The organism is Streptomyces sp. NPDC058335 (assembly GCF_042723915.1).
Classification (GTDB): Bacteria; Actinomycetota; Actinomycetes; order Streptomycetales; family Streptomycetaceae; genus Streptomyces.
On the sequence record NZ_JBHXHX010000016.1, the window covers coordinates 108,222 to 133,217 of the forward strand.

Annotated in this window: 22 protein-coding genes; 7 read left to right on the forward strand and 15 right to left on the reverse strand. The window is 71.0% G+C overall.

Going from position 1 to position 24,996, the window contains the following annotated elements; translation table 11 throughout:
• Positions 1-15 precede the first annotated feature (15 nt).
• From ACFWJX_RS28790 to ACFWJX_RS28810, 5 genes are all read right to left on the reverse strand, one after another.
• Positions 16-2,355: an ABC transporter permease gene (locus ACFWJX_RS28790; RefSeq protein ID WP_383248826.1), complete on the reverse strand. Its 2,340-nt coding sequence runs from the start codon at positions 2,353-2,355 to the stop codon at positions 16-18.
• Entirely contained in the window at positions 2,352-3,041 is a 690-nt protein-coding gene (locus tag ACFWJX_RS28795; protein WP_383248828.1) for an ABC transporter ATP-binding protein, read from the reverse strand. Before ACFWJX_RS28795 ends, ACFWJX_RS28790 begins: the two co-directional genes overlap by 4 nt.
• Complete coding sequence (locus tag ACFWJX_RS28800) at positions 3,038-3,562, reverse strand: PadR family transcriptional regulator (protein ID WP_383248830.1); 525 nt, start codon at positions 3,560-3,562, stop codon at positions 3,038-3,040. Before ACFWJX_RS28800 ends, ACFWJX_RS28795 begins: the two co-directional genes overlap by 4 nt.
• A 105-nt stretch (positions 3,563-3,667) precedes the next feature.
• Positions 3,668-3,946 (reverse strand): hypothetical protein, encoded by a 279-nt coding sequence (locus tag ACFWJX_RS28805; RefSeq protein ID WP_383248832.1) that lies wholly within the window; start codon positions 3,944-3,946, stop codon positions 3,668-3,670.
• A complete protein-coding gene (locus tag ACFWJX_RS28810) occupies positions 3,943-4,878 on the reverse strand; it encodes an SPFH domain-containing protein (protein WP_383248834.1) in 936 nt (311 codons plus the stop codon). The genes ACFWJX_RS28805 and ACFWJX_RS28810 overlap by 4 nt, the downstream gene beginning before the upstream one ends.
• Positions 4,879-5,216: 338 nt before the next feature.
• On the opposite strand from ACFWJX_RS28810, the gene ACFWJX_RS28815 reads away from it, so the two are divergent.
• Entirely contained in the window at positions 5,217-7,628 is a 2,412-nt protein-coding gene (locus tag ACFWJX_RS28815; RefSeq protein ID WP_383248836.1) for a transglycosylase domain-containing protein, read from the forward strand.
• Between the two features lie 79 nt (positions 7,629-7,707).
• On the opposite strand, the gene ACFWJX_RS28820 is transcribed toward ACFWJX_RS28815, so the two are convergent.
• From ACFWJX_RS28820 to ACFWJX_RS28835, 4 genes are all read right to left on the reverse strand, one after another.
• Positions 7,708-9,816: a SpoIIE family protein phosphatase gene (locus tag ACFWJX_RS28820; RefSeq protein ID WP_383248837.1), complete on the reverse strand. Its 2,109-nt coding sequence runs from the start codon at positions 9,814-9,816 to the stop codon at positions 7,708-7,710.
• Positions 9,817-10,112: 296 nt separating this feature from the next.
• Complete coding sequence (locus ACFWJX_RS28825; RefSeq protein WP_383248839.1) at positions 10,113-10,805, reverse strand: DUF402 domain-containing protein; 693 nt, start codon at positions 10,803-10,805, stop codon at positions 10,113-10,115.
• 73 nt (positions 10,806-10,878) lie between these two features.
• Positions 10,879-12,264 (reverse strand): class II fumarate hydratase, encoded by a 1,386-nt coding sequence (locus ACFWJX_RS28830; protein WP_383248841.1) that lies wholly within the window; start codon positions 12,262-12,264, stop codon positions 10,879-10,881.
• 271 nt (positions 12,265-12,535) lie between these two features.
• The gene (locus ACFWJX_RS28835; protein ID WP_383248843.1) at positions 12,536-14,203 is read right to left on the reverse strand and encodes a fumarate hydratase; all 1,668 of its coding nucleotides are present in this window, start codon (positions 14,201-14,203) and stop codon (positions 12,536-12,538) included.
• A gap of 178 nt (positions 14,204-14,381) precedes the next feature.
• Between ACFWJX_RS28835 and ACFWJX_RS28840 the strand changes: the two genes are divergently transcribed.
• A complete protein-coding gene (locus ACFWJX_RS28840; RefSeq protein WP_383248845.1) occupies positions 14,382-15,071 on the forward strand; it encodes a DUF1707 domain-containing protein in 690 nt (229 codons plus the stop codon).
• Positions 15,072-15,176: 105 nt separating this feature from the next.
• The gene (locus tag ACFWJX_RS28845) at positions 15,177-15,551 is read left to right on the forward strand and encodes a WhiB family transcriptional regulator (RefSeq protein ID WP_383248847.1); all 375 of its coding nucleotides are present in this window, start codon (positions 15,177-15,179) and stop codon (positions 15,549-15,551) included.
• A gap of 262 nt (positions 15,552-15,813) precedes the next feature.
• On the opposite strand, the gene glpX is transcribed toward ACFWJX_RS28845, so the two are convergent.
• Positions 15,814-16,848 carry a class II fructose-bisphosphatase gene (glpX, locus tag ACFWJX_RS28850; protein WP_383248849.1) on the reverse strand — a complete coding sequence of 345 codons (1,035 nt, stop codon included), beginning with the start codon at positions 16,846-16,848 and terminating at the stop codon, positions 15,814-15,816.
• Between the two features lie 125 nt (positions 16,849-16,973).
• On the opposite strand from glpX, the gene ACFWJX_RS28855 reads away from it, so the two are divergent.
• A complete protein-coding gene (locus ACFWJX_RS28855; protein WP_383248851.1) occupies positions 16,974-17,501 on the forward strand; it encodes a DUF4245 domain-containing protein in 528 nt (175 codons plus the stop codon).
• 90 nt (positions 17,502-17,591) lie between these two features.
• Here ACFWJX_RS28855 and ACFWJX_RS28860 read toward each other — a convergent pair whose 3' ends face one another.
• The 3 genes from ACFWJX_RS28860 to xseA form a co-directional block, all read right to left on the reverse strand.
• The gene (locus tag ACFWJX_RS28860) at positions 17,592-18,182 is read right to left on the reverse strand and encodes a malonic semialdehyde reductase (RefSeq protein WP_383248853.1); all 591 of its coding nucleotides are present in this window, start codon (positions 18,180-18,182) and stop codon (positions 17,592-17,594) included.
• A gap of 147 nt (positions 18,183-18,329) precedes the next feature.
• Entirely contained in the window at positions 18,330-18,554 is a 225-nt protein-coding gene (locus ACFWJX_RS28865) for an exodeoxyribonuclease VII small subunit (protein WP_383248855.1), read from the reverse strand.
• Positions 18,551-19,774 (reverse strand): exodeoxyribonuclease VII large subunit, encoded by a 1,224-nt coding sequence (xseA, locus tag ACFWJX_RS28870; protein ID WP_383248857.1) that lies wholly within the window; start codon positions 19,772-19,774, stop codon positions 18,551-18,553. The genes ACFWJX_RS28865 and xseA overlap by 4 nt, the downstream gene beginning before the upstream one ends.
• A gap of 82 nt (positions 19,775-19,856) precedes the next feature.
• Here xseA and ACFWJX_RS28875 point away from each other — a divergent pair, with 82 nt between their 5' ends.
• Positions 19,857-20,882 (forward strand): 4-hydroxy-3-methylbut-2-enyl diphosphate reductase, encoded by a 1,026-nt coding sequence (locus ACFWJX_RS28875; RefSeq protein WP_383248859.1) that lies wholly within the window; start codon positions 19,857-19,859, stop codon positions 20,880-20,882.
• A 29-nt stretch (positions 20,883-20,911) separates the two neighbouring features.
• Positions 20,912-21,661, forward strand: coding sequence for a polyphosphate--glucose phosphotransferase (gene ppgK / locus ACFWJX_RS28880; RefSeq protein WP_383248861.1), 750 nt, complete (start codon positions 20,912-20,914; stop codon positions 21,659-21,661).
• Positions 21,662-21,664: 3 nt separating this feature from the next.
• On the opposite strand, the gene ACFWJX_RS28885 is transcribed toward ppgK, so the two are convergent.
• On the reverse strand, positions 21,665-22,066 hold the full coding sequence (locus ACFWJX_RS28885; RefSeq protein ID WP_383248862.1) for a DUF6542 domain-containing protein: 402 nt from the start codon (positions 22,064-22,066) through the stop codon (positions 21,665-21,667).
• Positions 22,067-22,478: 412 nt separating this feature from the next.
• On the opposite strand from ACFWJX_RS28885, the gene ychF reads away from it, so the two are divergent.
• Positions 22,479-23,567, forward strand: coding sequence for a redox-regulated ATPase YchF (gene ychF, locus ACFWJX_RS28890; protein WP_383248864.1), 1,089 nt, complete (start codon positions 22,479-22,481; stop codon positions 23,565-23,567).
• 485 nt (positions 23,568-24,052) lie between these two features.
• Here ychF and ACFWJX_RS28895 read toward each other — a convergent pair whose 3' ends face one another.
• A complete protein-coding gene (locus ACFWJX_RS28895) occupies positions 24,053-24,970 on the reverse strand; it encodes a LysR family transcriptional regulator (RefSeq protein WP_383248866.1) in 918 nt (305 codons plus the stop codon).
• Between the last annotated feature and the right edge of the window lie 26 nt (positions 24,971-24,996).

Consider the following 24,996-nt stretch of genomic DNA (forward strand, 5'->3'; position numbering starts at 1 on the left):
GTTCGTGGCGCACGCTCACTCCGTGCGCAGGCCGTCCGGTCGCATCAGCCGCAACAGCGGCGGCAGGCTCAGCAGGGTCACCGCCAGGACCACCGCTGCGCCGGTGCCGGTCATCGCCAGCACACTCGGCCAGTCCACGCCCACCGGCGTGTCCGACATCCGCAGCAGCACCGCGCCGAGCGTGATGCCCACCACCGAGGCCAGCAGCAGACCGAGCCCGATCGGGATCGCCGTCTGCCACAGCACCGACATGGTCAGCGTGCGGCGGCGGGTGCCGAAGGCGACCAGCGCCGAGAGCAGCCTGCGGCGTTCGCGCAGCTGCTCCAGCTGCGACACCAGCAGGCTCGCCCCGATCAGCATCAGCACACAGACGGCGCCGACGAGCAGCCCGGTGCGCAGCGAGTCGTACCTCGCGGAGGTCGTGGTGGCGGTCCAGTTGGTCGGGATGGCCAGCGGGTCCACGCGGGCGGCGGTGTTGCGGACGCGGTCGGAGACGTCCGGCACCGACTCGTCGACCGAGAGGTACAGCTCGCCGCTGACGGTCTTCGCGACGTTCTCCGGCATCGCGGCCGGAGTCATCAGGAAGCCTCCGCGCCGGGTGCCGGCCGGGTCCACGACCGAGCGGGCCGTGCCGACGCCCGCCGGGACGGTCCAGGTGACCTCCGCGACATCGCCGCGGCCGTAGGACTCCAGGTACAGCTTCCTGCCCGGCCGGTTCAGCGCCGGCCCGTCGAGGGAGTACTCGGATCCCTCCAGGACGAACAGGTCGCCGTTCGCGCAGGACGGCAGCTTCGCCACCTCGCGCAGGGCCGCGCAGTCGCCGACGGTCAGCTCGGCGGACAGGCTGGGGCCGTCCCCGGCATCCCACGAGGCGTCACCGAGGTACCCCTCCCACAGGGCCGTGACCTTCCGTACGCCCTTGGTGTCGGCGAACTTCTGGACCGTCGCGGTCATCGGGACGCCGTCCGGGAGACCCACCTGCATCTGCGCCCGGCGGAGATCCTGGCCGGTCTCCTCGGTGTACTGGCCGTCGACGCCGGCGAACAGCATCTGGAGCGCGATCGCCCCGGCCACCGCCACCGCGATGCCGTTGACCATCCGGGCCGCCGTACCGCTGCTCAACTGGAGCCGCCGGACGGCCAGTTGCCAGGCGATGCCACCGGCGCCGAGGCGGCCGACGACCGTCTCCACCAGCCACGGCAGCAGCGCGGTGATCCCGACGAGCAGCAGCAGGACACCGCCGACCACCAGGTACTTGTTGAAGTCGCCGTTGTCGCGGCCCTGGCCGATCATCGGGTAGAGCATCGCGAGGCCGGCCACCGGCAGCAGCAGCCGCCACCACAGCCGGCGCCGTGCGGGCTTCGCCGCGCGCACCACGCCGAGCGGCTCGATCACCACACCGCGCAGCGCGAGCAACGTGACCAGGACGGCGGCGGTCGGCACCGCCACCGCGACCAGCGCGGCCAGCGCGGGGGACGGGTCGAGATAGCTGGGCCACACGCTCACGCCCATCACCTCGACCGAGCCCGCCACCTGCCGCCCGATCAGGAAGAACCCGGTGCCGAGGGCCAGGCCGAGCAGCGCGCCGGCCAGGGCCTCGCCCGCCGCGACCCGCCGGGTCATCCGGCTGTCGGAACCCACCAGCCGCAGGGCCGCGAGCCGGCGGTCGCGCCGCTCGCCGCCGAACCGCACGGCCGCCGCGATGAACACCGCGACCGGCATCAGCAGCGCCACGATCACCACGATGTTCAGCAGGACCAGCACCGGGTCGGGTTCCTCGCGGGTCGGGTTGGGGTCCCCGAAGGCCGTGAGCCGGGCCGTCCGTGACCCGTCGATGCGCGCGGCGAGCCCCGAGCCGCCCGCATAGTAGGCGAGTTCCTGCGAGCCGATCAGCCCGCTCTCCCCGATGCCCCCGACGATCCGGTACGGCAGCCGCTCCCGCAGCAGCGCCGAACCGTCCGCGGCGAGCAGCTTCTTCAGCGCGGGTGAGACGACCATCTCGCCCTGGCCCGGGAACCGGTTCACGCCGGGCGGCGGCTGTGCCCGCGGGCCCTCCGGCTCCACCAGCCGCCCTCGCACGTCCTTGTCCCGGAACGTCGTGTCGACGTAGGAGATCACCAGGGTGTCGTCCGCCTTGGGCGGCACGGTCAGGTCGAACCTGTAGTCCATGCGCGCCTGTTCGCGGTCGTGCCGCGCGGACAGCGCGTTGGGCAGCGCGGTCGACAGCAGCAGCAGCGCCACGCCGAACCCCACGCCGACGGCCGTCAGCCCGGCCCGGACCCACCCCTCCCGTCCGCCCGCGAAGGCGAACCGGAACCCCAGGGCCAGATCCCGGCCCCACTGGCGCAGGTTCATACGACCCGCTCCATGTCCCGCGACTTCCCGTCCCGTACGACGATCTCGCGGTCGGAGTACGCGGCCACCCGTGCCTCGTGCGTGACCAGCACCACCGCCGCGTTGGCGGACCGGGCGGCCTCCGTGAGCAGTTCCATCACGCGCTCGCCGTTGAGCGAGTCCAGCGCGCCGGTCGGCTCGTCGGCGAAGATCACCCGCGGGCCGGTCACCAGCGACCGCGCCACGGCCACCCGCTGCCCCTGCCCGCCGGACACCTCACCGGGCCGCTTGCCGCGGAGGTCGTCGACCTCCAGCCGCTCCATCCACGCGAGGGCGGTCCGCTCGGCCTGCTTGCGCGGGGCGCCGTTCAGCCGCAGCGGCAGCGCCACGTTCTCCACGCAGGTCAGCTCCGGCACGAGCTGCCCGAACTGGAACACGAACCCGAACTCCGAGCGCCGCAGCGCACTGCGCCGGGCGTCGCTCATCGTCGCCAGCTCCTGCCCGTCGTACGTGATCGAGCCCGAGTCGGGCGGCACGATTCCGGCGAGACAGTGCAGCAGCGTCGACTTGCCGGACCCGGAGGGACCCATGACGGCGACGACCTCGCCGGGGTGGATGGAGAACTCGGCGCCGTCCAGCGCGAGGGTCGGACCGTAGGCCTTGCGGAGGTCCTCGGCGGCGAGCAGCGAACCGGCGGGGGCGCTCACGCGGTCACCGCCTCTCGCAGCTTGTCGAGGCGCGCCGCGGTCAGCTCCAGCCAGCGCAGATCGGCCTCCAGATGGAACAGGGCGTGGTCGCAGATCAGTTGGTCGGCGAGGTCGCCCCTGCGCTTGCGGTCGGTCAGGATGCGCATGCCGCGCAGGTGCTCGGAGCGCTGCGTGTCCAGGATGTCGGCCGCGTCGCGGTGCGTGAGCAACGCGAGGACGACCTTCGTGTAGAGCGTCGACTGGAGGTACGGCTCGGGCTTCTCGGGCGTGGCGAGCCACTGGGCGACGTCGGTGACCCCGGCGTCGGTGATGGCGTACCGCTTGCGCTCCGGGCCGCCGCCGGCCTCGATGCCGTCGACTTCGACCAGGCCGTTCTTCAACAGCCGGGACATCGTCGAATAGACCTGGCCGTAGTGCAGCGGCCGGTCGTGACCGAACTTCTCGTCGAAGGCCCGCTTGAGGTCGTAGCCGTGGCGGGGCCCGGACTCAAGGAGTCCCAGGAGGGTGTGACCGATGGACATGAGGAGGACTGTACACAGGGTGTATACGCGGGGTGTATACGCCGAGTGCAGAGGTGGTGGCGGGGCGTGCAGCGCCGCAGGTGGGGGCCGATTGCCACAGATTCGCTACGGGGATCTCGGGGCGGAGTCCCCGGAGGGGCCAGGCGGGTCAGGCGGTCCGGGGGGCCGCCCCCGCCGGGGCAGGGGCTGTGCCCCGCCGGGCAGCCGCCCGGCATCCTGAAGCGCCTTCCGCAGCAGGAACTCGATCTGCGCGTTCGCCGACCGCAGCTCATCGGACGCCCACCGGGCCAGCGCGTCGTACACCAGCGGATCGAGCCGCAGCAGCACCTGCTTGCGCTGCTGCGGCCGACGCCGAGGGGCCGTCCCCTCTTCCGGTGAGGTCACTGGTAGAGCGTCCCCGTGTTGAGCACCGGCTGCGGTGCCCGGTCCCCGCACAGCACGACCATCAGGTTGGACACCATCGCCGCCTTCCGTTCCTCGTCCAGCTCCACGATGCCCTGCTCGGCGATCCGGCCGAGCGCCGCCTCGACCATGCCGACCGCGCCGTCCACGATCTCGCGCCGCGCCGCGACCACCGCGCCGGCCTGCTGCCGCTGGAGCATCGCGGAGGCGATCTCCGGAGCGTAGGCGAGGTGCGTGAAGCGGGACTCGATGATCCGCACGCCGGCGGCCGCCACGCGCGCGTGCAGCTCGGCGGCGAGCTTCTCGGTGATCTCCTCGGCGTTGCCGCGCAGCGAGAGCCCGTCCTCGTCGTGGGCGTCGTAGGGGTACTCGATGGCTATGTGCCGGACGGCGGCCTCGGTCTGGGTGGCGACGAACTCCAGGAAGTCGTCCACCTCGAAGGAGGCCTGGGCGGTGTCCTGCACCTTCCAGACGACGACCGCGGCCAGCTCGATGGGGTTGCCGTAGGCGTCGTTGACCTTGAGGACGGCGGTCTCGTGGTTGCGGACGCGGGTGGAGATCTTCTCGCGGGAGGTGAAGGGGTTCACCCAGCGCAGTCCGTCCTCGCGGATGGTCCCCCGGTAGCGCCCGAACAGCTGCACCACGCGGGCCTCGCCCGGCGCCACCGTGTTCAGCCCGCACATCGCGAGGAAGGCGGCGAGCGCGACGAGGATGCCACCGGTGATCAGCGCGGCGTTGCCGCCGGACGAGGTCACGGTCGTGGCGGCGGCGATCATGCCGGCTCCGGCCAGCAGCCCGACCAGACCGGACAGCAGCGCGAGGCCGCCGCCCACGCTGCGGGCCGGGAACTCGCGTACCTGCGGGGCGGGCATCTCGGGTGCGTCGACGGTGGCCGACGGGTCGTGCGTGGACATGGGTCCCCCGTTTCTTGCGAGCGAGTGAGCCGGTGCGCCGGGGTGACCGGTGGGCCGGGTGAGCCGGCCGGACGGCGCTCGCTCGCGGGTTCGCTTCGATCTAGCTTGGATCTATCTAAGTGATATCACTTTACCGTGAGATGGCAACCCTTGACCGCTCTCGTACGTCGGTTCCCTTGGAACGGTGCACCGGTTCCAGCGCGAGGGGTGCTGATTCTCACGCCCTCGCGGGACCGGATCGGGACCCCTTTGTCACAGAGAGCGGTGTTAGCTTTCTGAGCTGACCTGCCTCCGGGCACGGGTGTGACTGCCGAGTAGGAAGCGGAGCGAGCGGACTCATGGGACGAGCGGAAGAGAGACGAGCGCGACAGCGTGGTGGCCGTCGCGCTGCGCCCAGGAACCGCTCGTCGCAGACGGCGGCTCCCGAGTCGCGCACCGAGCCGGTCTCGTCGGCCGAGGGCGCGACGCACGCCGCGGCCGGCGGGCGCGCGGCGGCCCGCCGCGGCACGACGAAGGGCGGCAAGGGAGCCAGGGGTGAGAAGGGCCGGATACGCCGCCTGTTCACCTGGAAGAAGATGCTCAGCACCTTCCTCGGCCTCACCGTGCTCGTCATCGGCGCCTTCATCGTCCTGTACATGACGACGCCGATCCCCGACACGGCGAACGCCGACGCCCAGCTCCAGAGCAACGTCTACAAGTACAGCGACGGCACGATGCTGGCCCGCGACGGCAAGCTCAACCGGGAGAACGTCGACCTGGCGGACATCCCCAAGCCCGTGCAGCACACCTTCGTCGCCGCCGAGAACAAGACCTTCTACCAGGACGCCGGCGTCGACCTGAAGGGCACCACGCGCGGTGTGCTCAACACGGTCATGGGCAAGGGCGCCCAGGGTGGTTCGACGATCACCCAGCAGTACGTCAAGAACTACTACCTGACCCAGGAACAGACGGTCACCCGCAAGCTCAAGGAACTGGTCATCTCCCTGAAGCTGGACCGGGAGAAGTCCAAGGACTACATCCTGGCCGGCTACCTCAACACCAGCTACTACGGCCGCGGCGCCTACGGCATCCAGGCGGCTGCCCAGGCCTACTACGGTGTCGACGCCGACAAGCTCTCCGTCCAGCAGGGCGCCTACCTCGCCGCGCTGCTCCAGGCCCCCAGCCAGTACGACTGGGCCGCCGCCTCCGCAACCGGCAAGAAGCTGGTCCAGCAGCGCTGGAACTACGTCCTCGACAACATGGTCGAGGAGGACTGGCTCGACAAGTCCGAGCGCGACGCCATGACGTTCCCGATCCCCAAGGAGCCCAAGCCCGCCCCCGGCATGCAGGGGCAGACCGGCTACCTGGTGGACGCGGCCAACAACGAGCTGGCCCGGCAACTGGTCAGCCAGGGCACCGCGGAGAACGTCAACGACGCCCTGACGATGGTCAAGGCCGGCGGCTGGAACATCACCCTCAACGTCGAGAAGAAGAAGCAGAAGGCGCTGGAGGCGTCCGTCAAGGAACAGCTGACCAGCAAGCTGGACGCGAAGAAGCGCCCGGTCGACGGCGACGTCCAGGCGGGTGCCGTCTCCGTGAACCCGAAGACGGGCGCGGTCGTGGCGATGTACGGCGGTGTGGACTACGTCGAGCACTACACCAACAACGCCACCCGTACCGACTACCAGCCCGCCTCCACCTTCAAGCCGGTGATCCTGGCGGCCGCCCTGGACCAGGGGGCGGTGACGCAGGACGAAGAGAAGATCAGCGCGAACACCGTCTACGACGGCACCAGCAAGCGCCCGGTCGTCGGCAGCGACATCGGCTTCGCCCCGGAGAACGAGGACGACGTCGACTACGGCGACGTGACCGTCCAGACGGCGATGAACAAGTCCATCAACTCCGTCTTCGCGCAGATGGGCGTCGACGTCGGCATGGACAAGGTCCTCAAGACCGCGGACGACCTCGGCATGGACACCGCGGACCTGAAGGCCGTACCCGCGCAGACCCTCGGCACCATGGGCGCGAGCCCGCTGCAGATGGCCGGCGTCTACGCGACCCTGGACAACCACGGCAACAAGGTCACCCCGACCCTCATCAAGTCGGTGGAGAACAGCGTCCACGTGGTGAAGGCGCCCGACCCGATCGGCGAGCAGGTCATCACCCGCGAGGCCGCCGACTCGGTCACCTCGGTGCTCACCGGCGTGGTCGACGACGGTACGGCGCGGAAGTCCGTTCTGGAAAACCCCCAGCGCAACGGCCAGAAGGTCGCGGGCAAGACGGGCACCTCCGACGACAACAAGTCGGCCTGGTTCACCGCCTACACGCCCGACCTGGTCACCGCGGTCGGCCTGTTCGGCGAGTCCGCCAAGCCGCCGCACCCCCAGGTCACCATGACCGGCGCGACCGGCCTGATCCCCGGCAAGGGCCGCATCAACGGCGGTGGCTACCCGGCGCAGATCTGGGCGGCGTACACCTTCGGCGTCGCCTCCAAGGTCAGCAAGTTCGACCTGGAGACCGACCAGGGTGCGGCGGTCCAGCCGACCATCACGGCGAGCCCCTCGCCGACGCTCTCGGAGGAGCCGTCGGAGGAGCCGACCACGGCGACCCCGTCGACGAAGCCGTCGAAGTCTCAGACGCCGTCGCAGGAGCCGACCACCGAGGAGCCGTCGGAGGAGCCGACGACGCAGGAACCGTCCGAGGAGCCGAGCACGGGGGAGCCGTCGACGGAGCAACCCGAGAATCCGCTGGATCCGCAGTTCGGCCAGTAGGGGCGAGGGCGGAGGGCGACGGAGAGGGGTCGCCCGGCATCATGCCGGGCGCCCCCTCTCCGTCATCCTCCGCCGTGTCCTACGAGCCCCGGTTCAGCTCGAACCAGACGACCTTGCCGGTGCTCAGCCGGGTCGCCCCCCACCGTCGGGCCAGCCGGTTCACCAGGTACAGGCCGCGGCCGCCCTCGTCGGTGGCGCGGGCCTGCCGCAGCCGGGGCAGCTGTGGCACGTCGTCGCCGACCTCGCAGCGCAGCACATCGGTGCGCAGCAGCCGCAGCGACACGGGCCGCGTGGCGTACCGGACCGCGTTGGTGACCACCTCGCTCACCAGCAGCTCGACGGAGTCCGTCATGTCCTCCATGCCCCAGCGCACCAGAGCCCGCCGGGCCAGCCGCCGGGCCCGCCCGGGAGCCGCGTCCTCCGGCTCCAGGAACCAGTACGCGACATCACTGGGCGCGATCCCGTCGAAGCGGGCGGCGAGCAGCGCGATGTCGTCGTCCCGGTCGCCCGGACCGAGCATGTCGAGCACCTCGTCGCACAGCGCCTCCAGCGGCGGCGGATGATCCGGCCCGGTCAGCTGCGCGGTCGCGGCGAGCTTCTCGCGCAACTGCTCTATGCCGGTCGCCACGTCCCGCAGCCGGGACTCCACCAGACCGTCCGTGTACAGCAGCAGGGTGGCGCCCGCGGGCGCGTCCAGCTCGACGGCCTCGAAGTCGACGCCGCCGACCCCGATCGGGGCGCCCGGCGGCACCCGCAGCACCTCGGCCCGGCCGCCCAGGTGCAGCAGGATGGGCGGCGGATGGCCCGCGTTGGCGATGGTGATGCGGTGCGACACCGGGTCGTAGACGGCGTAGAGGCAGGTCGCCATGCGGTCGGTGCCGAGGCGCTGAGCCTGCTCGTCGAGGTGGTGCAGGACCTCCTGCGGGGGCAGGTCGAGGCCGGCCAGCGTCTGGGCCGTGGTGCGGAGCTGTCCCATGATGGCCGCGCTGGTCATGGAGTGGCCCATGACGTCGCCGACCACCAGCGCGACGCGGCTGCCCGGCAGCGGGATCGCGTCGTACCAGTCGCCGCCGACCCGCGCGGTCTCCGCGGCCGGCAGATAGCGGGAGGCCAGCCGCACGCCCGTGGGGCGCGGCAGGGTCTCCGGCAGCATCGTGCGCTGGAGCTCGTCGGCGATGTACGCCTCACGGTCGTACAGCACCGCCTTGTCGATGCCCAGGGCACTGTGAGTGGCGAGCTGCGCGGCCACCAGCAGGTCGTCCGTCTCGAACGGGATGCGCTCGGGGCGGCGGATGAACACCGCCGCGCCGATCACCCGGCGCCGGCCGCGCAGCGGCGCGAGGATCGCCCGCTGGCCGCCCGGAATGTCCAGCCGGCTCTCCGCGCCGAGGAGTTCGGGCAGCGCGGCGGTCGCGGCCGGGGTGTCCGCGAACACCGGACGCACCCCGCGCAGCACCTCCGCGAGCGCCCCGCCCGGCCGTACCTCGCACAGTTCCGCGATCGCCGCCGACAGCTCGGACAGCTCCGGCGTCTCCGGGGGCGGCATGCCGAGCTGCGCGAACCCGGGCTCGGGCTCGCGCTCCTCGGGGATCCGGTCGGTGCGGCGCAGCCGCAGTACGACCCGGTCGGCGGCCGGCCGCTCGTCGCCGACGGGCAGCGGGTCGCGCAGATAGACCAGGATCGCGTCGGAGAAGGTCGGCACGGTGGCCCGGCACAGCCCCATCACGATCTCGTCCAGGTCCAGGCCGCGGGCGATCCGCCGGGTCGCCGCACCCACGAAGCGCAGCCGGTCGCCGTCCCGCCGCATCGGCGTGGGCTGCCGGCCGGCCGTGGGCGCCTGCCCGGTACGCCGGTCCCGGCTGTCCGGGGGCCGCTCCACGCGTGTCTCCGTGCCCGGTTGCAGCGGTATGGCCTCGGGCGCGGGGCGCGGCCGGTGGGCGTCCGGCTCGGCGGCCGCCGCGGGTTGTGAGTGCTCGGCGTCGGAAACGGCCGGATCCTTCCCCTGGGGGCGGGGCGCCGGGCCGCCCGGCGTGGTGGTGCCCGGGGTGCCGTCGGTACGGGCCTGGGCGGCGGCGGGCGGTAAGGCGGTGGCGCCCGGCGCGGGCCCCTGGGTACGCAGAAGCGCCCCGCGGGCGTCCGCGGGGTCCACGCCCTGGGGGCGTTCGTAGGAGGTGGGCTGCTCCGTCACGCGTGTCGAATCCGTCCGTCCGGGGCTGCGCGCCGCGCGTGCAGTCGGTCCCGCAGAGAACCCGATACCCGGAATACATGTCCCTGGAACGGAATTCCCGCGTGGTCAGAGGCTGTTCCTGTGCAACCGGTGGACCTGCCGCGTCCCTTGCCGGTACTGCCCTCGTACCCCTCGCTCACGTCCTGCCGCCCCTCGGTGACGTTCGGTCAGACCCGGCGCCCGCTCCTGGAGTTGCGGTTGAAGCGCCCTTGCGGAGGTTGATCCTACGTTTGCCGCCCGGGGGCGCATCAAGGGTCTCATGTGGACAGGCGCGCGGGCGTTCGGTCCCAGTCCTCCGGCAGCAACGGTACGGCCCAGGACGGATCCGGGCGCCAGTTCTCCCAGCCGTCGGCGAACGGCGTCCCCCAGGCACGGATCACCTCCACCGCCGACCGGCCGGCCTCCCGGACCCGCTCGGCCACCGACTCGTCCATCAGTCCGTCCTGCTGAGCCTGCGCGAACTCGTCCTCGTCGCGCCAGCCCCAGGAGCGGTCGGGATATACACACAGGTCGAGGAAGTGGTCCTCGGAGTCCACGCCGCCGTCCCAACGGGCGAGCGGTTCCTCGAGGTTGACGTACCAGTTCTTGAACTGCCAGCCCGGCTCCCAGAACAGCCACACCGACCAGGGCTCGCCGGGCCGGGCAAGCTTCAGCACACCGGTGCCGAACCAGCGGCCAGGCACCACCGTCCGCGGCTTGGTGTAGCGCGTGCGCAGGGGCTCCTGGTGCGGGGGAGTGCCGTCGGCGAGCACGGGCCTGACGCACTGGGTGCCGGGGGCCAGCCACACGGCGAGCAGTTCCTCGTCGTCCCGGACGACCGTGACGGGGCGGGCGATGTGGACACCCGCGCCGCCGTTCTCCCGGTACCGCCACAGGATCTGGTCCCCGGGCCGCCAGAAGCCCGCCGCCCCGCCCGTTCCCATGCGCCTCACCGCTCCACCGTCTGCCATGCAGAGATATTAGGTGCCATGGGCATACGACGCTGCGGCGCGCGTCATGGTTCTCACGCCGGGGCGCGAAAGGTTACGGGTGTGTCATCCGCAGGACATCGAGCGCCTCGTCGAGCTGCTGAAGCGTGAGGTCGCCGCGCTCCACGTAGCCGCCGTCGAGCACCGTCTCGCGGATCGTCCTGCGCTCCGCCAGCGCCTTCTTGGCGACCTTCGCGGCCTCCTCGTACCCGATGTACTTGTTCAGCGGGGTGACGACGGACGGCGACGACTCGGCGTACTCGCGGGCTCGTTCACGGTCGGCGACGATCCCGTCCACGGTCCGGTCGGCGAGCAGCCGCGACACGTTGGCGAGCAGCCGGATCGACTCCAGCACGTTCTTGGCGATGACCGGCAGCATCACGTTCAGCTCGAAGTTGCCGGCCGCGCCCGCCGTCGCCACGGTGGCGTCGTTGCCGACGACCTGCGCGGCGACCATCAGCACCGCCTCCGGGATCACCGGGTTGACCTTGCCCGGCATGATCGAGGAACCCGGCTGGAGATCGGGCAGCGAGATCTCCGCCAGCCCGGTCCTGGGCCCGGACGCCATCCACCGCAGATCATTGGCGATCTTCGTCAGCCCCACGGCGATCGTCCGGAGCTGCCCGCTGGTCTCCACGATGCCGTCGCGCGCACCCTGCGCCTCGAAGTGGTCGCGCGCCTCCGTCAGCGGCAGCCCGGTGACCCGGGCGACCTCCTCGATGACCGCCGCGGAGAAGCCGGGCGGCGTGTTGATGCCCGTGCCCACGGCGGTGCCGCCCAAGGGCAGTTCGGCGAGCCGGGGGAGGGACGCCGTCAGCCGCTCGACGCCGTACCGCACCTGTGCGGCGTACCCCCCGAACTCCTGACCCAGGGTCACGGGCGTGGCGTCCATGAGGTGGGTGCGCCCCGACTTCACCACATCGGCGAACTCCTCCGCCTTGCGTTCCAGGGAGGCGGCCAGGTGCTCCAGGGCGGGGATCAGGTCATGGGTGACGGCGGCGGTGGCGGCGATGTGGATCGACGACGGGAACACGTCGTTGGACGACTGTGAGGCGTTCACATGGTCGTTCGGATGGACGTCCCGTCCGAGCCGCTCGGTCGCCAGCGTGGCCACGACCTCGTTGGTGTTCATGTTGGACGAGGTCCCGGAGCCCGTCTGGAACACGTCCACCGGGAACTGCTCGTCCCACTTCCCCGCGGCCACCTCGGCGGCCGCCTCCTGGATCGCCCCGGCGATCTCCTTGTCGAGCACGCCCAACTCGGCGTTCACCTTCGCGGCGGCACCCTTGATCCGGGCGAGAGCCTCGATGTGCGCGCGCTCGATGCGCTGCCCGGACACGGGGAAGTTCTCCACGGCCCGCTGCGTCTGCGCCCGCCACTTGGCATCCGCCGGTACGCGGACTTCGCCCATGGAGTCATGCTCGATGCGGTATTCGGTCATACGGGGTACAGCGTGCGGGGTGCCGCGGTTGTTCCGGCGGTGGGCTGTTCGGGGTGCCGGTCCCCCTGGCGGCTCCGCCCCCAGACCCCGGCCTGTGCCCACCCACCACCCGGCTCGGCAAGCTGAAAGTGCCGGCCGGGCGATCCAGCCCGTCTGGGAGCCCCCCCAATGGGGGAGTTTGAGGACGAGGCCCGTTCAGGGCCGAAGCGGGGGTCTGGGGGCGCAGTCCCCAGGTTCGGGACGGGAACGGGCGGCGGGGGCGGGGAAACCCCTACGCCAGCCCAGGCCCCCGCACGGGGATCGACGTGAACGTCGGCGCAGGCGCCGGATCCCGGAAGAAGTCGTTCCCCTTGTCGTCGACGACGACGAACGCCGGAAAGTCCTCCACCTCGATCCGCCACACCGCCTCCATCCCCAACTCCTCGTACTCGACGACCTCCACCTTCTTGATGCAGTCCTGGGCGAGCCGGGCCGCGGGCCCACCGATCGACCCGAGATAGAACCCCCCGTGCGCCGCACACGCGTCCGTGACCTGCTGCGACCGATTCCCCTTCGCGAGCATGACCCTCGATCCCCCGGCCGCCTGGAACTGCTCGACGTAGGAGTCCATCCGCCCCGCGGTGGTCGGCCCGAACGACCCGGACGCGTACCCCTCGGGCGTCTTCGCCGGTCCGGCGTAGTACACCGGGTGGTCCTTGAGGTACTGCGGCATCTCCTGCCCCGCGTCCAACCGCTCCTTGATCTTGGCGTGCGCGATGTCACGCGCGACGACGAGCGGCCCGGACAGGGACAGGCGGGTCTTCACGGGGTACTTGGTCAGCTCGGCGAGGATGTCGTCCATCGGCTGGTTGAGGTCGATGCGCACGACGTCCCCGTCGGACTCGAGGTGCTCGTCCGTCGTGTCCGGCAGGAACCGCGCCGGGTCGGTCTCCAGCTGCTCGAGGAAGACGCCCTCGGCGGTGATCTTGGCGACGGCCTGGCGGTCGGCGGAGCACGACACCGCGATCGCGACGGGGCACGAGGCCCCGTGCCGCGGAAGCCGCACGACCCGCACGTCGTGGCAGAAGTACTTGCCGCCGAACTGCGCGCCGATCCCGATCTTCTGCGTCAGCTCGAAGACCTTGTCCTCCAGCTCCTTGTCCCGGAAGCCGTGCCCGAGCGGCGAGCCCTCGGCGGGGATCTCGTCGAGGTAGTGCGCGGAGGCGTACTTGGCGGTCTTGAGCGCGTACTCGGCGGAGGTGCCGCCGACGACGATCGCGAGGTGGTACGGCGGGCAGGCGGCCGTACCGAGGGAGCGGATCTTCTCCTCCAGGAACGTCATCATGGAGGCCTCGTTGAGGACGGCCTTGGTCTCCTGGTAGAGGAAGGACTTGTTGGCGCTGCCGCCGCCCTTAGCCATGAAGAGGAACTTGTAGGCGCCGCCGTCGGTGGCGTACAGCTCGATCTGGGCCGGCAGGTTGGAACCGGTGTTCTTCTCCTCCCACATGGTGAGGGGAGCCATCTGCGAGTAGCGCAGGTTCAGGTTCAGGTACGCGTCGTAGATCCCGCGCGAGAGGGCCGCCTCGTCGCCGCCGTCGGTCAGCACGTTCTGCCCGCGCTTGCCCATGACGATGGCGGTGCCGGTGTCCTGGCACATGGGGAGCACACCGGCCGCCGCGATGTTCGCGTTCTTCAGCAGGTCCAGGGCGACGAACTTGTCGTTGCCGGACGCCTCGGGGTCGTCGATGATCCGGCGCAGCTGCGCGAGGTGGGCCGGGCGCAGGTAGTGCTGGATGTCGTGGATGGCCTCCTCGGCGAGCTTGCGCAGCGCCTCCGGCTCGACCTTGAGGAAGGTCCGCCCGTCGGCCTCGAAGGTGGAGACACCCTCGGAGGTCACCAGCCGGTAGGGGGTGGTGTCCTCTCCCATGGGGAGCAGATCGGTGTACGCGAACTCAGGCATCTCGCCCATTCCTCACTCGACAGACAGCACGGCCGGCCTCCATTGGCAAGCGTCCACCAGCGTAGAACGTGCAACTGACAGCGAGCTTGTGAGGTAAGGCTCAGTTCCAGCTCGGTTCGGCACCGATCGGCCCTGGCGGGGACTATCGCGATCTATCGTGTTTCGGTACGCTGCTGCCGTGGACCTTCAGAAGCAGACCGAACCGCCTGCCGCGGTGAGCGAGTTGCGCGCCTCCGACGCCGACCGCGACCGCATCGCCGACATCCTGCGCGAGGCTCTCGCCGAGGGGCGGCTCACCGCCGAGGAGCACGCCGAGCGGGTCGAGGGCGTGCTGGCCGCGAAGACGGTCGGCGAGCTGGACGTGTTCGTCCGGGACCTGCCCGCCGCACACCAGCGACATGCCTCGCCGCGCATGCCGGCCCCCAACCGCCCGACGGCCGGCGCGATCCCGGCCGACCCTGACGACAACCTGATCGCGGTCTTCAGCGCCTCCGTCCGCAAGGGCCGCTGGCGCGCGGGCCGCCGTATCCACGCGTACGCGATCTTCGGCAGCGTGGAGATCGACCTGAGCGAGGCGCTGTTCGAGTACCAGCAGGTCGTCATCAAGGCGTTCTCGGTCTTCGGCAACGTCGAGATCCGCGTCCCGGAGAACGTGTCGCTGCGCGGCACCGGCGGCGGCGTCCTCGGCAATTTCGAGGTGGACACCCTCGATTCGCCCGACCCCGACGCCCCCGTCGTCTACGTCGACGGCTGGTCCGTCCTCGGGAACATCGAGGCCCGCCCCAAGCGCGGCAAGATCGTCGCGGACATCCTCGACCGGGTCCACCGCAAGGTCGACCGGAGTTTGCGCAAGCACCTGGACCGTTGACGCTCGTGAATCCGGCGGTTGGGGACTCAGTGCATAGGCGCGCGCACAGCGGGTAGGCCTTGCTGCATCGTCTCTCGCTCGCGAAGCCGTCGTCAGGAGTAGACCGTGCTGCAATCGCCGCATTCGTCCCAGGTCGCTGCCGTACCGGCCCAGCGGGTGCCCGCGCGAGACAGGGACCAAGACGCGCCCTGGCACACCGAAGCGGTGTGCCGGCGCGACGAGGCAGGCCTGTTCTTCGCCCCTTCCAAAGAACCCACCGCGGCCAGGCTCTCCCGCGAGGAGGCGGCCAAGCGGGTCTGCGGCGGCTGCCCGGTCATGGTGGAGTGCCGAGACCACGCCCTGCTCCAGCCGGAGCCCTACGGCGTCTGGGGCGGCCTCACCGCCGCGGAACGCCGAGTGGTCCTGGCCCGCCGTCGCCGCCGAGACGTGGAACTGAAAAAGGCGACCAGGCCGACGGACCGCATAGCGGCAGCCGGCTAGGGCATGTTTCGAAAGTAGCGTCGTCTGCCCGAAGGGCAGGCCGGGCGGCGTCTGGGGCGTGTGATCGCAAGGCGGAGGGTCGTCCCGGTACTGGTTGTATCGGGACGATCCCGACAACGCGGCGAGCGTGCCTGTCAGGCGTCGCTTGGCAGACGGGACTTTCGAACCACGCCCCTAGAGCCCACGCCCACGCGAAAGGGCGCCCCCACCGCACCGGGGGCGCCCTTTCGGCCAGGGGATCGCGGCACCCTGAGGGGTGGGGCTACTTCGCCCTGTCGAAGTCGATCGCGCTGTACGCCCGCAGCTTGCTCAGCCGGTGCTCGGAGTCGATCCTTCGCACCGTCCCCGACTTCGACCGCATCACGATCGAATCGGTGACCGCGGTCTCGGACCGGTACCGCACCCCCCGCAGCAACTCCCCGTCCGTGATCCCGGTGGCGACGAAGAACACGTTCTCCCCGGTCACCAGGTCCTCGGTGGTGAGCACGCGGTCGAGGTCGTGCCCGGCGTCGATCGCCCGCTGCCGCTCCTCGTCGTCCTTGGGCCACAGCTTGCCCTGGATGGTGCCGCCCAGGCACTTCACGGCGCAGGCCGAGATGATGCCCTCCGGGGTGCCGCCGACACCGAGGAGAAGGTCGACGCCGGTGCCCTCGCGCAGCGCGAGGATGGACCCGGCGACGTCGCCGTCGGAGATGAGCTTGATGCGGGCGCCGGTCTGGCGGATCTCGTCGATGATCCCCGCGTGCCGCGGCCGGTCCAGGATGACGACGGTGACGTCCTCCGGGGTGGCCCGCTTGGCCTTGGCGACCCGGCGGATGTTCACCGACACCGGGGCGTCGATGTCGACGAAGTCGGCGGCGTCGGGGCCGGTGACCAGTTTGTCCATGTAGAACACGGCGGACGGGTCGAACATGGCGCCGCGCTCGGTGGCCGCGAGGACGGCGATCGCGTTCGGCATGCCCTTTGCCGTCAGCGTGGTGCCGTCGATCGGGTCGACGGCGATGTCGACCTCGGGCCCGGTCCCGTCACCGACGCGCTCGCCGTTGAAGAGCATCGGCGCCTCGTCCTTCTCACCCTCACCGATGACGACGACGCCGTTCATCGAGACGGTGGAGACGAGGGTCCGCATGGCGCGCACCGCGGCACCGTCGGCGCCGTTCTTGTCGCCGCGTCCCACCCAGCGGCCCGCGGCCATCGCCGCGGCTTCGGTCACCCGGACCAGTTCGAGGGCGAGGTTGCGGTCGGGGGCCTCGGAGGGGACATCGAGTTCGGACGGCAGATGATGATTCTCGGTCATCGGAGCGCACCTTTCTGATACGACGACGGCCGGATGAGGGTTCGACCCGACTCTATCGTCAGTCCGACAAAATGAGCAGGGGACCCCACGGATGAGCGCACCCGGCACCTGCGACGATAGGGGGCGTGGCAGGTTCGAAAGGCAAGACGCAGACGGTCCGGGACATGGTGCTCTCCCTGGGCCTGATCATGGTCGCCGGTCTGGTGATGTACTTCTTCATCCCGCACGACGACAGCGCCGCTCCCGACGTGAAGCGGGTCGACTACCGCGTGGAGCTGCTCACGGCACGCCGTGCGGCCTCGTACCCGGTGGCCGCGCCCGAGGGCCTGTCCTCGGACTGGAAGGCGACCTCGGTGCGCTTCGACGGCGCTCAGTTCGACGCCTGGCACCTCGGCTTCCACTCCCCCGACGGGGAGTACGTGGCGGTGGAGCAGTCGACCGAGAAGCGCGCGCGGTTCATCGACGACGCGAGCCAGGGCGCCCGGGAGACGAAGGTGACCGAGGAGATCGGCGGCCGCACCTGGACCCGGTACACCGGCGGCCGCTACGACGCCCTGGTCCTGGAGGACACTGACGGCGCCACGACGGTCGTCGCGGGTACGGCGTCGTTCGCCCAGCTGTCCAAGATGGCGGGCGCGTTGAAGCTGGCGTAAGCACCACTGAGTGCCCCGAGCGCTCACGAGCACGACGAAGGCACCCGGCGGATCCGCCGGGTGCCTTCGTCGTGTCACGCGCGTCGCGTCTCAGACGGTGGTGACGACCTGCTCGTACGGCAGGCGCGGGGAGCGCGGGTAGGAGGCGCCCTCGCCCGGCTTGCCGATGTTGACGACGACCAGCGGGGTGTGGTCGTCGTCCAGGAACTCCTTGCGGATGCCCTCGGCGTCGAAGCCGGTCATCGGGCCGGCGGCGAGACCGGCGGCGCGGATGCCGACGATGAAGTACGCGGCCTGGAGGGCGGCGTTCAGCGTCGCGGAGCCCTCGCGGGCCGGGCGCTCGGCGAAGAAGAGGTCCTTGGCCTGCGGGAACGCCGGGAACAGGGTCGGCAGCTCCTCGTGGAACTCGTTGTCCGCGGAGAGGATCGCGACCAGCGGGGCGGAGGCCGTCTTGGCCTGGTTGCCCTCGGCCATGTGCTGCACGAGGCGCTCACGGGCCTCGGCGGAGCGGACCAGGGTGATGCGCAGCGGCGTCTGGTTGAAGGCGGTGGGGCCGAACTTGACCAGGTCGTAGATCGCCTGGACCTGCTCCTCGGTCACCGGCTCGTCGGTGAAGGTGTTCGCGGTGCGGGCTTCGCGGAACAGCAGGTCCTGGGCGGCGGGGTCAAGAACGAGAGACATGAGCGATCTTTCTCGGGTGGGCGTCCGGAACCCGAACGCCGGGCCGGTTGACGTGTTCGACACTACGGGACAGAACTTCAACGTTCAACAAAATCCGAGGTGCCGGTGACCGGCCTCACACGCCACATCAGAGCCCTCCTCGTCCCTCTACTCCTTCTCCGTCGACCCCTCCTCCTCGGCGAGGGCCGCGTCCAGTCGGGCCCGCGCGCCCTCCAGCCAGCGCCGGCACACCTTGGCCAGCTCCTCCCCGCGCTCCCACAGGGCGAGGGACTCCTCCAGCGTCGTACCCCCGGCCTCCAGGCGGCGTACGACCTCGATCAGCTCGTCGCGCGCCTGCTCGTACCCGAGCGCCTCGTCCGTCTTGCTCGTCATGCACCCGATCCCTGATCGTCGACTCGAACTGTGAACTGACCCGCGGCGACCCGTGCCCGCAGCACCTCGTCGGCCGCCACCTCGTCGGGATCGCGGACCACATGGCCGTCGGCCTTCTGGAGCACCGCGTATCCCCGCTTCAGTGTCGCCGCCGGGGAGAGCCCGACCACGCGCGCGTGGGTGTGCGACAGCTCGGAGTCGGCGCGGTCCAGGAGATGCCCGAGCGTGCGCCGGGAGCGGTCGGCCAGCGAGGAGACGTGGTCCGCCCGCTCGTCGATCATCCGGTGCGGATCCCGTATCACCGGCCGGCCGAGGGCGTGGCCGAGCCCGCGCTCCTCGCGCTCCACGAACGCCTCCACGCACCGCCGGGCCCGGCCGCGCAGCATCCGCACCCGCTCCAGCTCCTCGCCGACGTCCGGCACGACCTTCTTCGCCGCGTCGGTGGGCGTGGAGGCCCGCAGGTCGGCCACGTGGTCCAGCAGCGGGTTGTCGGGCTCGTGCCCGATCGCCGACACGACCGGCGTACGGCAGGCCGCGACCGCCCGCACCAACTGCTCGTCGGAGAACGGCAGCAGATCCTCCACGCTGCCGCCCCCGCGCGCGACGATGATCACGTCCACGTCCTCCCGGGCGTCCAGCTCCTTCACCGCCTGAACCACCTGCGGTACCGCGTGCACGCCCTGTACGGCGACATTGCGCACCTCGAAGCGGACCGCGGGCCAGCGGTGCCGGGCGTTCTCCAGCACGTCCCGCTCCGCGGCGGAGGCCCGCCCGCACACCAGCCCGATGAGCTGCGGCAGGAAGGGCAGTGCCTTCTTCCGCCCGGCGGCGAACAGCCCCTCCGCGGCGAGGGACTTCTTCAGCTGCTCCAGCCGCGCCAGCAGCTCCCCGACGCCCACCGGCCGTATCTCGACGGCCCGCAGCGACAGCTGCCCGCGCGGGGCGTACCACTCCGGCTTGGCGTGTACGACGACGCGCGCGCCCTCCCCGACGACGTCCGCGACCGTGTCGAAGACCTGCCGGAAGCAGGTCACGCCCACGGAGATGTCGTGCGACGGGTCGCGTAGCGTCAGGAACACGACACCCGCCCCCGGGCGCCGCGACAACTGGGTGATCTGCCCCTCGACCCACACCGCGCCGAGCCGCTCGATCCACCCCCCGATGAGCCGCGAGACCTCACCGACGGGCAGCGGAGCCTCAGCAGACGTGTTGACAGCCATGCCGCGAGGGTAGTGGCCCCCGCTGACAACGCGGGGCCCCAGACGCGTGCGCGATCTCTGCGCCCCCGCGCCCGGCCTTACGATGGGACGCATGACTGCTTCGTCTGGCCGCCGTGTCCTGCTCGCCGCCCCCCGGGGCTACTGCGCGGGTGTGGACCGCGCCGTGATCGCCGTCGAGAAAGCCCTGGAGCAGTACGGCGCTCCCGTCTACGTCCGCCACGAGATCGTCCACAACAAGTACGTCGTGCAGACGCTGGAGAGGAAGGGTGCCATCTTCGTCGAACGGACGGAGGAGGTCCCGCCGGGCAACATCGTCATGTTCTCGGCGCACGGCGTCGCCCCGGTCGTCCACCAGGAGGCCGAGCGCGGCAGGCTCGCCACCATCGACGCGACCTGCCCCCTCGTCACGAAGGTCCACAAGGAAGCCGTCCGGTTCGCCGACGACGACTACGACATCCTCCTGATCGGCCACGAGGGCCACGAGGAGGTCATCGGTACCTCCGGCGAGGCCCCCGACCACATCCAGCTCGTCGACGGGCCCGCGGACGTCGCCAAGGTCGAGGTCCGCGACCCGGAGAAGGTCGTCTGGCTGTCGCAGACCACCCTCTCCGTCGACGAGACGATGGAGACGGTCGACGCCCTCAAGGAGAAGTTCCCGCAGCTGATCTCCCCGCCCAGCGACGACATCTGCTACGCCACGCAGAACCGTCAGCTCGCGGTGAAGCAGATGGGCGCCGAGGCGGAGCTGGTGATCGTCGTCGGCTCCCGCAACTCCTCGAACTCCAAGCGGCTCGTCGAGGTCGCCAAGCTCGCCGGTGCCCGCGAGGCGTACCTGGTGGACTTCGCGAGCGAGATCGACGAGGCGTGGCTGGAGGGCGTGACGACGGTCGGCGTCACCTCCGGTGCCTCCGTCCCGGAGGTCCTCGTCGAGGAGGTCCTCGGCTGGCTCGCCGAGCGCGGCTACGGCGATGTGGAGCTGGTGAAGGCGGCCGAGGAGCACATCGTCTTCTCGCTGCCCAAGGAGCTCCGCCGCGACCTGCGCGAGGAGGCCGCCGCGCTGGTGGCCGGGCGTGGCGGGAGCGGCCCGGCGCAGACCTCGGCGGAGTGACGGTCAGTCCGCCGTCGTAACGTGGAGCCATGCAGATCTTCGGCGTGGACATCGGTGGATCCGGGATCAAGGGCGCTCCTGTGGACCTGGACAGGGGCGACCTGGCCCAGGAGCGCTTCAAGGTGCTCACCCCTCACCCGGCGACGCCCGACGGCGTGGCCGACGGCGTGCGGCAGGTGGTCGAGAACTTCGGCTGGACGGGCCCGGTCGGCCTGACCTTCCCGGGCGTCGTCACCGGCGGCTCCACGATCCGTACGGCGGCCAACGTCGACAAGGGCTGGATCGACACGGACGCGCGTGCCCTGTTCAGCGAGCGGCTGGGCGGTCTGCCGGTGACCGTGGTCAACGACGCCGACGCGGCGGGTGTCGCCGAGGTCGCCTTCGGCGCCGGCCGCGACCGCCGGGGCACCGTCATCCTCCTCACCTTCGGCACCGGCATCGGCAGTGCCGTCTTCGTGGACGGCGTGCTCGTCCCCAACACCGAGCTGGGCCACCTCGAGCTGCACGGCCATGACGCGGAGACCCGCGCCTCCAGCAAGGCCAAGGAGGACGGCGACCTGACGTGGGAGCACTGGGCGCACCGCGTCCAGAAGTACCTCGCCCATGTCGAGATGCTCTTCTCGCCCGAACTGTTCATCATCGGCGGCGGTGTCAGCCGCAAGTCCGAGAAGTTCCTGCACTTCATCGACGGCATCAAGGCCGAGGTGGTTCCGGCGCAGCTGCAGAACAACGCGGGGATCGTGGGCGCGGCGATGCGGGCGGCGAAGGAGAGCCGGTAGCGGTCAGGCCCGGCGCCATCGGCGGACGGTGGCCCGGCGGCGCCGGGCCACCAGGACCACCCGCCGCACCAGCACGGTCAGTGCGGCCAGCAGCGTCCCGCCGTACAGCCAGCCCACCTGTGTGGCCAGAGCGGTGGCCAGTGCCACCAGCCGGGCGACGGGCCCGTCGCCGTCCTTCGCCAGCGGCAGAATGCCCACGGCGAAGGCGATCGGCACCACGACGGGCGCGGCGAACAGGTCGGCCCGGCGCACCCACAGCCCGCACAGCAGGCACACCGGCAGGAACAGGACGCCGTACGCCGTCTGCGAGGAGCCCAGCAGCAGCCGGTCGAGCCAGCCGAGCGTCACCGTCACCAGCACGCTGAACAGGCCGGTGCCGAGACCGGTGAGCCGGGGATTGGGCATACGCCGGCCAGCGGCCGGCGGAGCGGCGGTGGCGGGGGAGCGGGCCGGCTTCGGAAGCCGGGGCCCACCGCCGACCCGGGGCGGCGTACCGGAACCGGGACGCGAACAGGAGCCGGAACCGCGTGGCGCGTCCGCCCGGCCGGCGCGCACCGAACCGTTCCCGCGGCGGGCGTCGCCGGCCCCGCCGCGGCCGGTCTGTGGCGGCAGGGGCACGGTGCCGCGTCGCGTCCTGTGTTGCTCCACCCGTCCAACTTAGGTCGGTTAATGTGCCGAATCGGGCGCGGGACACGCCGGAGGGGCGCCCTTGGCCATGCGTTCGACAGGTCCGCCGGGGCGGGCGCGGGCACGCCGTAAACTGGTGGATCGGCCAGCCCTCTGGCCCCCTGGCCCTCTCACTACGGGAAGTCGCAACGTGTCGCTCACGATCGGAATCGTCGGTCTGCCGAATGTCGGCAAGTCGACCCTGTTCAACGCCCTGACCAAGAACGACGTGCTGGCGGCCAACTACCCGTTCGCCACGATCGAGCCGAACGTGGGCGTCGTGGGCGTTCCCGACGCCCGGCTCACCACGCTCGCCGAGATCTTCGGCTCGCAGCGGATCCTCCCGGCGACCGTCGACTTCGTCGACATCGCGGGCATCGTGCGCGGTGCGTCCGAGGGCGAGGGCCTGGGCAACAAGTTCCTGGCCAACATCCGCGAGTCCGACGCGATCTGCCAGGTCATCCGCGCCTTCAAGGACGAGAACGTCGTGCACGTCGACGGCAAGGTCTCGCCGAAGGACGACATCGAGACGATCAACACCGAGCTGATCCTCGCCGACCTCCAGACCGTCGAGAAGGTCCTTCCCCGGCTCCAGCGAGAGTCGCGCATCAAGAAGGACATCGTCCCGAAGGTGAAGGCCGTCGAGGAGGCCAAGGAGATCCTGGAGAAGGGCGACACGCTCTTCTCGCACGGCATCGTCCAGGGCACCGAGCGCAACGAGCCCCTGCACGACCTGCACCTCCTCACCACCAAGCCCTTCCTCTACGTCTTCAACGTCGACGAGGACGAGCTGGTCGACGAGGACTTCAAGGACGAGCAGCGTGCCCTGGTCGCCCCCGCCGAGGCGATCTTCCTCAACGCCAAGCTGGAGTCGGACCTCGCCGAGCTGGACGAGGAGGACGCCATGGAGCTGCTGGAGTCGGTCGGCGCCGAGGAGCCCGGCCTCGCCACCCTGGCCCGCGTCGGCTTCGCCACCCTCGGCCTCCAGACCTACCTCACGGCCGGCCCCAAGGAATCCCGCGCCTGGACGATCAAGCAGGGCGCCACCGCCCCGGAGGCCGCCGGCGTCATCCACACCGACTTCCAGAAGGGCTTCATCAAGGCGGAGGTCATCTCCTTCGCCGACCTGGTGGAAACCGGCTCGGTGGCCGAGGCCCGAGCCAAGGGCAAGGCCCGCATGGAGGGCAAGGACTATGTGATGCAGGACGGGGATGTGGTGGAGTTCCGCTTCAACGTCTGACCGGATGACACAGCGCCACGTCGGTCTCCTGCCGATACGCGGGTCGGATGGGGTCCGGCTCCTCGGGGTCGGGCCCCTGGCTTGTGCCCGTGCTGGGACGGCGTAGATGCTCGGGCAGCCGCAAGGCACGTTCGAGCCGGTGGTCGATACGACTCCGCTGGAGTGAGGGCGTGTACGGGTTCCATGGCTGGCTCGGTATCTCGGAGGACCTGAACAGGACGACGCACAGGCACTGAGGGCGGGTGTCGAGGAGTTGCGTGCGCGGTGCTCGCGGGCAAAGCGTTCGCGGTGACCAAGGTGACGGACGTCGACCAGCTGGTTCTCGGCATCAGCGCCGGCATCGTCGCCTTGTCCCTCGTCACCTCACGGGCCGGTGAGGCGCCGCCGCACGGACCGCCGTATGGCCAATGGACGGGTCAGGTCCAGGCGCGTCGCCTTCGGCTGACGGACGCGTCCCCCGTGCCCCGGCGCGCGTGCCCCCACCCTCACACCCCCTGCCCCGCCGCCCGTCGGCACGCCTCCACATAGCCCCGTACCAGAGCCCGGTCCCCCTCCTCGCGGCGCCAGGCCAGGACGTAGCGGCTCGGGGGAATGCCGTGGACCGGGCGGGTGGTCACGCCGCCGAGGGTGATGAGCGGGACGTTGCCCTCGGCGAGCAGGCAGAGGCCGAGGCCGGCGACGAGGGCCTCGTACGTCTCCTCGGTGCCGGCGATCTCGCCGCCGATCCGGGGTTGCCGGCCGCCGCGGGAGTCCAGGGCGAGCCAGTGGTCGCGCAGGGGGCCGCTGGACTCGGGGAGGGCGAGGAACGGTTCGTCCAGGAGTTCGGCGAAGTCGATCGCGGTGCGGGTGGCGGCCAGCGGGTGGGTCTCCGGGAGGGCCACGTGGACGGGTTCCTCGGCGATCAGCGTCCAGGCGTACCGGTCCTGGTCGGGCACCGGCAGCCAGACGAACGCCACGTCCGCGTCGCCGTCGGCGAGGCCGGCCGTCGGGTCCGCCCAGTTGACCTGGCGCAGCCGTACCACCGTCCGGGGGTGCGCGGCCGTGAAACGGGAGCGGATCGCGGGCAGGATCCCGCCGCGCCCCGGACTGGTGCTCATGCCGACGGTCAGCGTGCCGTGTTCCGCCGAGCGGACCTCCTCCACCGCCGCCGCGGCCTCCGCCCAGGACGCCAGCACCCGGCGCGCGTGTGGCAGCAGCGCCCTGCCCGCCGCGGTCAGCGCCACCTTCTGCCGGTCGCGCCGGAACAGCTCCACGGCCAACTGCCGCTCCAGCGACCGGATCTGCTTGCTCAGCGCCGGCTGTGACACGTACAGCCGCTCGGCCGCACGCGTGAAGTGCAGTTCCTCGGCCACGGCCGTGAAGTAACGCAGGTCCCGTACATGGACGTCCGAAGTCATAGCCATCGGTTATCAGTGTGGGTCTTGGACGG

Excerpts from the sequence above, each read along its gene's own strand:
- ACFWJX_RS28790 (WP_383248826.1), bottom strand. The coding sequence starts at position 2,355 with ATGAACCTGCGCCAGTGGGGCCGGGATCTGGCCCTGGGGTTCCGGTTC.
- ACFWJX_RS28800 (WP_383248830.1), bottom strand. The coding sequence starts at position 3,562 with ATGTCCATCGGTCACACCCTCCTGGGACTCCTTGAGTCCGGGCCCCGC.
- ACFWJX_RS28810 (WP_383248834.1), bottom strand. The coding sequence starts at position 4,878 with ATGTCCACGCACGACCCGTCGGCCACCGTCGACGCACCCGAGATGCCC.
- ACFWJX_RS28815 (WP_383248836.1), top strand. The coding sequence starts at position 5,217 with ATGGGACGAGCGGAAGAGAGACGAGCGCGACAGCGTGGTGGCCGTCGC.
- ACFWJX_RS28825 (WP_383248839.1), bottom strand. The coding sequence starts at position 10,805 with ATGGCAGACGGTGGAGCGGTGAGGCGCATGGGAACGGGCGGGGCGGCG.
- ACFWJX_RS28830 (WP_383248841.1), bottom strand. The coding sequence starts at position 12,264 with ATGACCGAATACCGCATCGAGCATGACTCCATGGGCGAAGTCCGCGTA.
- ACFWJX_RS28835 (WP_383248843.1), bottom strand. The coding sequence starts at position 14,203 with ATGCCTGAGTTCGCGTACACCGATCTGCTCCCCATGGGAGAGGACACC.
- glpX (WP_383248849.1), bottom strand. The coding sequence starts at position 16,848 with ATGACCGAGAATCATCATCTGCCGTCCGAACTCGATGTCCCCTCCGAG.
- ACFWJX_RS28860 (WP_383248853.1), bottom strand. The coding sequence starts at position 18,182 with ATGTCTCTCGTTCTTGACCCCGCCGCCCAGGACCTGCTGTTCCGCGAA.
- ACFWJX_RS28865 (WP_383248855.1), bottom strand. The coding sequence starts at position 18,554 with ATGACGAGCAAGACGGACGAGGCGCTCGGGTACGAGCAGGCGCGCGAC.
- xseA (WP_383248857.1), bottom strand. The coding sequence starts at position 19,774 with ATGGCTGTCAACACGTCTGCTGAGGCTCCGCTGCCCGTCGGTGAGGTC.
- ACFWJX_RS28875 (WP_383248859.1), top strand. The coding sequence starts at position 19,857 with ATGGGACGCATGACTGCTTCGTCTGGCCGCCGTGTCCTGCTCGCCGCC.
- ppgK (WP_383248861.1), top strand. The coding sequence starts at position 20,912 with ATGCAGATCTTCGGCGTGGACATCGGTGGATCCGGGATCAAGGGCGCT.
- ACFWJX_RS28885 (WP_383248862.1), bottom strand. The coding sequence starts at position 22,066 with ATGCCCAATCCCCGGCTCACCGGTCTCGGCACCGGCCTGTTCAGCGTG.
- ACFWJX_RS28895 (WP_383248866.1), bottom strand. The coding sequence starts at position 24,970 with ATGGCTATGACTTCGGACGTCCATGTACGGGACCTGCGTTACTTCACG.